The sequence below is a fragment of the Roseateles sp. P5_B10 genome (genome assembly GCF_056400485.1).
On sequence record NZ_JBFULE010000368.1, the window covers coordinates 1 to 5,204 of the forward strand.

A 5,204-nucleotide genomic window follows, 5' to 3' on the forward strand; every position below is an offset into this window, starting at 1 on the left:
GCGCAATACCGCCCAGTTCGTCGCCGGCAAGCCGGCCAACAACGTGCTCCTGACGGGCGCCAAGGGCACGGGCAAGAGTTCGCTGATCAAGGCCGTGCTCAACGAGTTTTCGAGCCAGGGCCTGCGCCTCATCGAAGTCGACAAGGCCGACTTGGTGGACCTGCCGGACCTGGTCGAACAGGTTGCGGCCCGCCCGGAGCGCTTCGTGGTTTTCTGCGATGACTTGAGCTTCGACGAAGGCGAGGCCAGCTACAAGGCGCTGAAGAGCGTGCTTGACGGCTCCGTTGCTGCCGCCACCGACAACGTGCTGATCTACGCCACCAGCAACCGCCGCCACCTGCTGCCCGAGAAGATGGTCGACAACCTTGCGGGCACCCATGGCGAGCATGGCGAAATCCATCCCGGCGAGGCCGTGGAGGAGAAGATTTCGCTGTCCGAGCGCTTCGGGCTGTGGATCAGCTTCTACCCCTTCAGCCAGAACGAATACCTGGCCATCGTGGCGCAGTGGTTGCGCCACTTTGGCGTGGACGACGCCGCCATTGAAGGGGCACGCCAGCCGGCGCTGATCTGGGCGCTGGAGCGCGGCTCGCGCTCGGGCCGTGTGGCTTACCAGTTCGCGCGTGACATGGCGGGGCGCGCCGAATGACCGAACGTCCCATCACTGAAGTGGCGGTTGGCGTACTCGTCGCGCCTGACGGCCAGTTCCTGCTGACTTCGCGGCCTGAGGGCAAGGTCTACGCCGGCTACTGGGAATTCCCGGGCGGCAAGGTCGAGCCGGGCGAAAGCATCGAGCAGGCGCTGGCGCGTGAGCTGCGCGAGGAGATTGGCATCGAGATCGGCGCCGCGCATCCCTGGAAGACGGAAATCTTCGACTACCCGCATGCGTTGGTGCGCTTGAACTTCTGCAAGGTCTTCGAGTGGACCGGCGATTTCCAGATGCTGGAGAACCAGCAGATGGCCTGGGCCAGCCTGCCGGTGCAGGTCAAGCCTGTGCTGCCGGGCACCATCCCGGTCCTGAACTGGTTCGCGGCAGAACGCAACCACGTCGGCCCCACTCACCTAGACTGAAACCATGGAAACGCAGCCCCCACGTTTACTTCGTTCTCTGTCCCCCGAGGGGGCGCCATTGCCCTTCGGGCGGCCGGGCGGGCAATGAACTGGCTGGACGAAATCAAATGGGACGACAAGGGCCTGGTGCCTGTCATCGCCCAGGAGCAGGGCACGGGCGACGTGCTGATGTTCGCGTGGATGAACCGCGAGGCCCTGGCCCTGACGGCCGAGCGCGGCCAGGCCGTCTACTGGAGCCGCTCGCGCGGCAAGCTCTGGCACAAGGGCGAGGAGAGCGGTCATTTCCAGCAGGTGCATGCCATTCGCATGGACTGCGACAACGACGTCGTGCTGCTGACCATCACCCAACTTGGCCATGAGCCCGGCATTGCCTGTCACACCGGCCGCCACAGCTGCTTTTTCCAGAAGCTGGAGAACGGCGTCTGGAGTGCCACCGAACCCGTTCTGAAGGATCCGAGCAAGATCTATGAGTGACGACATCCTCTGCCGCGTCGGCGCGGTCATCGAGTCCCGCAAGGGTGCTGACCCCGGCACCAGCTACGTCGCCAAGCTCTTCGACAAGGGCCTGGACGCCATCCTGAAAAAGGTCGGCGAGGAAGCCACCGAGACCGTCATGGCCGCCAAGGATGGCGACGCCCAGAAGGTCGTCTATGAAGTGGCCGACCTGTGGTTTCACAGCATGGTGGCGTTGGCCCACTTCGGGCTGAAGCCCGAGGACGTGCTCCGGGAACTTGCGCGTCGCGAGGGCTTGTCTGGCCTGGAAGAATTTGCGTCCCGCAACAAGCTGCCGAAAGAAGCCCCATGAACAACGATCCGAGCCCCGCGGCGCTGGATGTCGGCGCGCCTGCCGAGAAGCTGGCCAGCCTCAAGCAGCTGACGATGGTGGTCTATGTCCTCTATGCCCTGAGTGCCTTCACCGGCTTTACCGGCATCGTGGCCATCATCATCAACTACATCAAGCGCGAGGACACTGCGGGCACCGTCTACGCCAGCCATTTCACCTGGCAGATCCGTACCTTCTGGTGGAGCCTGGTATGGGGCATCCTGGGCTTTGCCACCTTGCTGCTGGGCGTGGGCTTCGTGATCCTGGCCGTTGACGGCATCTGGTTCCTCTATCGCCTCGTCAAGGGCTTCTTGAACTGGAACGACGGCAAACCCATGCCGGTCTGAAGCGAGTAAAAGATGACTCACGATCCCAACTGCCTGTTCTGCAAGATCGTCGCCGGCCAGATCCCGAGCAAGAAGGCCTATGAGGACGAGGACGTTCTGGCCTTCCATGACATCCATCCCTGGGCACCCGTCCACGTTCTCATCATCCCCAAGCGCCACATCGCCTCCATGGCGGACGTGTCCGAGGCCGAGGCCGCGCTGCTGGGCAAGATGACGGCCCTGGGCCCGCGGCTGATGAAGGAACTGGGTGTCACCAACGGCTTCCGCCACGTCATCAACACGGGTCCGGACGGCGGTCAGGAGGTGTTGCACCTGCATCTGCATGTGATGGGCGGGCCTCGGCCGTGGTTGAAAGGCTGAGTTGTGACCAAACCTAAGGGCTGAGCACGATCGCACCGGAACGCGATCGGCCTCGAAATGACCCAGGATGCTAGGGTCATCCCTCACCTAGAATTTGAGCCAGTCCACAAGGAGTCAACATCATGGGTTCATTCAGTATTTGGCACTGGCTGATCGTCCTCGTCGTCGTCATCGCCATCTTCGGCACCAAGAAGCTGCGCAATGTCGGTTCCGACCTCGGCGCAGCCGTCAAGGGGTTCAAGGACGGGGTGAAGGACGGCACGACTTCCGAAGAGCAAGCCGCTGCGCCCCAACAGGTCACCGCCCGCAAGGTCAATGACCCGAACACGGTCGACGTCGACGCGAAGACCAAGTCCTAAGTGCTTGACTTCGGCTTCGACAAGATCGCGCTGATCGGCGCGGTGGCCTTGATCGTCATCGGCCCCGAGAAGCTGCCGCGCGTGGCTCGCACGGTGGGCACCTTGCTGGGCAAGGCACAGCGCTATGTGGCGGACGTGAAGGCCGAGGTCAACCGCTCCATCGAACTGGAGGAGCTTCAGAAGATGAAGACCCAGTTCCAGACGGCGGTCCAGGACGTCGAGCAGAGCGTGCGCCAGGAGGTGGACACCGCGACGCAGGCGATGAATCAGACCTGGCAGGACGTGACCAGCGATTCGTCCTACGAAGCCGGCACGACGATCGCGCCACCGCCGCCCGAGTACCGCCACCCCAAGAAAAACTGGCGCCTCAAGCGCGGGTCGACGCCGATGTGGTTCAAGCAGAAGGCCGGTGTGAAGCGTCATACCCAATCGGGAGCTGCCCGCGTGGCGCGATTCCGCCCACCAGGCCTGAACCGATGAGCTCCTTCCAGAACCCCGACCACGACGAACTGGCCGGTACCGAACAGCCCTTCGTCACCCACCTGATGGAGCTGCGCGACCGGCTGCTGCGCGCCGTCATCGCCATCGCGGTCTGCTTCGGCGTGCTGTGCCTCTACCCCGGGCCGAGCCAGCTTTACGACTGGCTGGCGGCGCCGCTCGTGGCCAACCTGCCCGAAGGCACCAAGATGATCGCGACCAACGTCATCGCGCCCTTCTTCGTGCCGATCAAGATCACCATGCTGGCGGCCTTCATGCTGGCTTTGCCCATCGTGCTCTACCAGGCCTGGGCTTTCGTCGCCCCGGGCCTGTACTCGCACGAGAAGCGCCTGGTGATGCCGCTGGTCGTGTCGAGCACGCTGCTGTTCTTCGGCGGCGTGGCCTTCTGCTACTTCTTCGTCTTCAAGAAGGTCTTCGCCTTCATCCAGAGCTTTGCGCCCAAGAGCATCACGGCGGCGCCGGACATCGAGGCTTATCTCGGCTTCGTGATGAACATGTTCATCGCCTTCGGTGCGGCCTTCGAGGTGCCCATCGTCGTTGTCGTGCTGGTGCGCATGGGCATCGTGTCGGTGGAGAAGCTGCGCGAATGGCGCGGCTACTTCATCGTCGTGGCCTTCATCGTTGCGGCCGTCATCACGCCGCCCGACATCGTTTCACAGCTCGCACTGGCGATCCCGATGTGCCTGCTCTATGAGGTGGGGCTGTTTGCGTCCACCTACTTCGTGCGCCATACCAAGGCGCCCGACGAGGCCGAGCAGACCACCCCCGATCAGTCGTCCTGATCGCGCTGCGGCTTGGGCCGCTGAGCCACGGCGAGCTGGAAGTGCATGGCCTTGCCGGCGCGCTGCACGCCCACCTCGACCTGACTGCTGGGCTTGAGGGCCGCCACGCTGGCCAGCAGTTCGGCCGGCGTCGTGACGGCATGCTCGCCGATGCGGGTCAGCACGTCGCCCGGCTTGATGCCAGCCTTGGCCGCCGGCGCGTCGTTGACGACGCCGCCGATCAGCACGCCCTTGGCGTCGCCCAGCTTCAGCGCCTCGGCCAGCTCGGGCGTCAGCTCGCGCGTCTGCACGCCGATCCAGCCGCGCGCGACGACGCCGTCCTGCAGCAGCGAGGCCGCCACCTGGCGGGCCACGTCGACCGGGATGGCGAAGCCAATGCCCAGGGACCCGCCGCTGCGCGAGAAGATCGCCGTGTTGATGCCCACCAGCCGGCCATCGGCGTCCACCAGCGCGCCGCCCGAGTTGCCGGGGTTGATGGCGGCATCGGTCTGGATGAAGTTCTCGAAGGTGTTGATGCCCAGCTGATTGCGGCCCAGCGCCGACACGATGCCCGACGTCACCGTCTGGCCGACATTGAAGGGGTTGCCGATGGCCAGCACGACGTCACCGACCGCCAGACTGGCCGCATCGCCCATCGCGATGACCGGCAGATCRGGCAGGCTGATCTTCAGCACGGCCACATCGGTCTCGGGATCGGTGCCGATGAGCTTGGCCTGGGCCTGGCGGCCGTCGCTGAGCATGACCTCGATGTCGGAGGCGCCCTCGACGACATGGTTGTTGGTCAGCAGCACGCCGTCGGCCGAGATGATGACGCCCGAGCCCAGGCCAAGCTGGGGACTGCCGCGGGGCTGGCGCAGCCCGAACGGGAAGCCGAACAGCTGTTCATGCGCCCGGCCCGCGCGCGACGGCGCCTTGCTGGCCGTGATGCTGACGACGGCCGGCGCCGCGACGCGAGCGGCCTGCGAGA

At 64.8% G+C, this 5,204-nt stretch carries 10 protein-coding genes; 9 read left to right on the plus strand and 1 reads right to left on the minus strand.

Translation table 11 applies throughout. From position 1 onward, the window contains the following. The 9 genes from AC1DU6_RS19460 to tatC form a co-directional block, all read left to right on the plus strand. On the plus strand, positions 1–646 hold a 646-nt coding region (locus AC1DU6_RS19460), incomplete at its 5' end, for an ATP-binding protein (protein ID WP_477858996.1). Then, on the plus strand, positions 643–1,068 hold the full coding sequence (locus AC1DU6_RS19465; RefSeq protein WP_457351477.1) for an NUDIX domain-containing protein: 426 nt from the start codon (positions 643–645) through the stop codon (positions 1,066–1,068). The genes AC1DU6_RS19460 and AC1DU6_RS19465, both read left to right, overlap by 4 nt. 84 nt (positions 1,069–1,152) lie before the next feature. Next, positions 1,153–1,542, plus strand: a complete 390-nt coding sequence (hisI, locus tag AC1DU6_RS19470; protein ID WP_457326341.1) for a phosphoribosyl-AMP cyclohydrolase — start codon at positions 1,153–1,155, stop codon at positions 1,540–1,542. Then, entirely contained in the window at positions 1,535–1,873 is a 339-nt protein-coding gene (locus AC1DU6_RS19475; protein WP_477858998.1) for a phosphoribosyl-ATP diphosphatase, read from the plus strand. Before hisI ends, AC1DU6_RS19475 begins: the two co-directional genes overlap by 8 nt. Then, positions 1,870–2,238, plus strand: a complete 369-nt coding sequence (locus AC1DU6_RS19480; RefSeq protein ID WP_457326339.1) for a DUF4870 family protein — start codon at positions 1,870–1,872, stop codon at positions 2,236–2,238. Before AC1DU6_RS19475 ends, AC1DU6_RS19480 begins: the two co-directional genes overlap by 4 nt. Positions 2,239–2,250: 12 nt before the next feature. Then, positions 2,251–2,598, plus strand: a complete 348-nt coding sequence (locus tag AC1DU6_RS19485; protein WP_457351475.1) for a histidine triad nucleotide-binding protein — start codon at positions 2,251–2,253, stop codon at positions 2,596–2,598. A gap of 122 nt (positions 2,599–2,720) precedes the next feature. Further along, the gene (gene tatA / locus AC1DU6_RS19490) at positions 2,721–2,957 is read left to right on the plus strand and encodes a Sec-independent protein translocase subunit TatA (RefSeq protein ID WP_056192876.1); all 237 of its coding nucleotides are present in this window, start codon (positions 2,721–2,723) and stop codon (positions 2,955–2,957) included. Further along, the gene (gene tatB, locus AC1DU6_RS19495) at positions 2,958–3,437 is read left to right on the plus strand and encodes a Sec-independent protein translocase protein TatB (protein ID WP_457324414.1); all 480 of its coding nucleotides are present in this window, start codon (positions 2,958–2,960) and stop codon (positions 3,435–3,437) included. After that, on the plus strand, positions 3,434–4,237 hold the full coding sequence (gene tatC, locus AC1DU6_RS19500) for a twin-arginine translocase subunit TatC (protein WP_056192870.1): 804 nt from the start codon (positions 3,434–3,436) through the stop codon (positions 4,235–4,237). The genes tatB and tatC overlap by 4 nt, the downstream gene beginning before the upstream one ends. On the opposite strand, the gene AC1DU6_RS19505 is transcribed toward tatC, so the two are convergent. Further along, on the minus strand, positions 4,225–5,204 hold a 980-nt coding region (locus tag AC1DU6_RS19505), incomplete at its 5' end, for a S1C family serine protease (RefSeq protein ID WP_477859002.1). The two genes, tatC and AC1DU6_RS19505, sit on opposite strands and share 13 nt — an antisense overlap.

Coding starts and splice junctions, on each gene's coding strand:
- AC1DU6_RS19480 (WP_457326339.1), top strand. CDS start 1,870: ATGAACAACGATCCGAGCCCCGCGGCGCTGGATGTCGGCGCGCCTGCC.
- AC1DU6_RS19485 (WP_457351475.1), top strand. CDS start 2,251: ATGACTCACGATCCCAACTGCCTGTTCTGCAAGATCGTCGCCGGCCAG.
- AC1DU6_RS19465 (WP_457351477.1), top strand. CDS start 643: ATGACCGAACGTCCCATCACTGAAGTGGCGGTTGGCGTACTCGTCGCG.
- tatC (WP_056192870.1), top strand. CDS start 3,434: ATGAGCTCCTTCCAGAACCCCGACCACGACGAACTGGCCGGTACCGAA.
- tatA (WP_056192876.1), top strand. CDS start 2,721: ATGGGTTCATTCAGTATTTGGCACTGGCTGATCGTCCTCGTCGTCGTC.
- AC1DU6_RS19475 (WP_477858998.1), top strand. CDS start 1,535: ATGAGTGACGACATCCTCTGCCGCGTCGGCGCGGTCATCGAGTCCCGC.
- hisI (WP_457326341.1), top strand. CDS start 1,153: ATGAACTGGCTGGACGAAATCAAATGGGACGACAAGGGCCTGGTGCCT.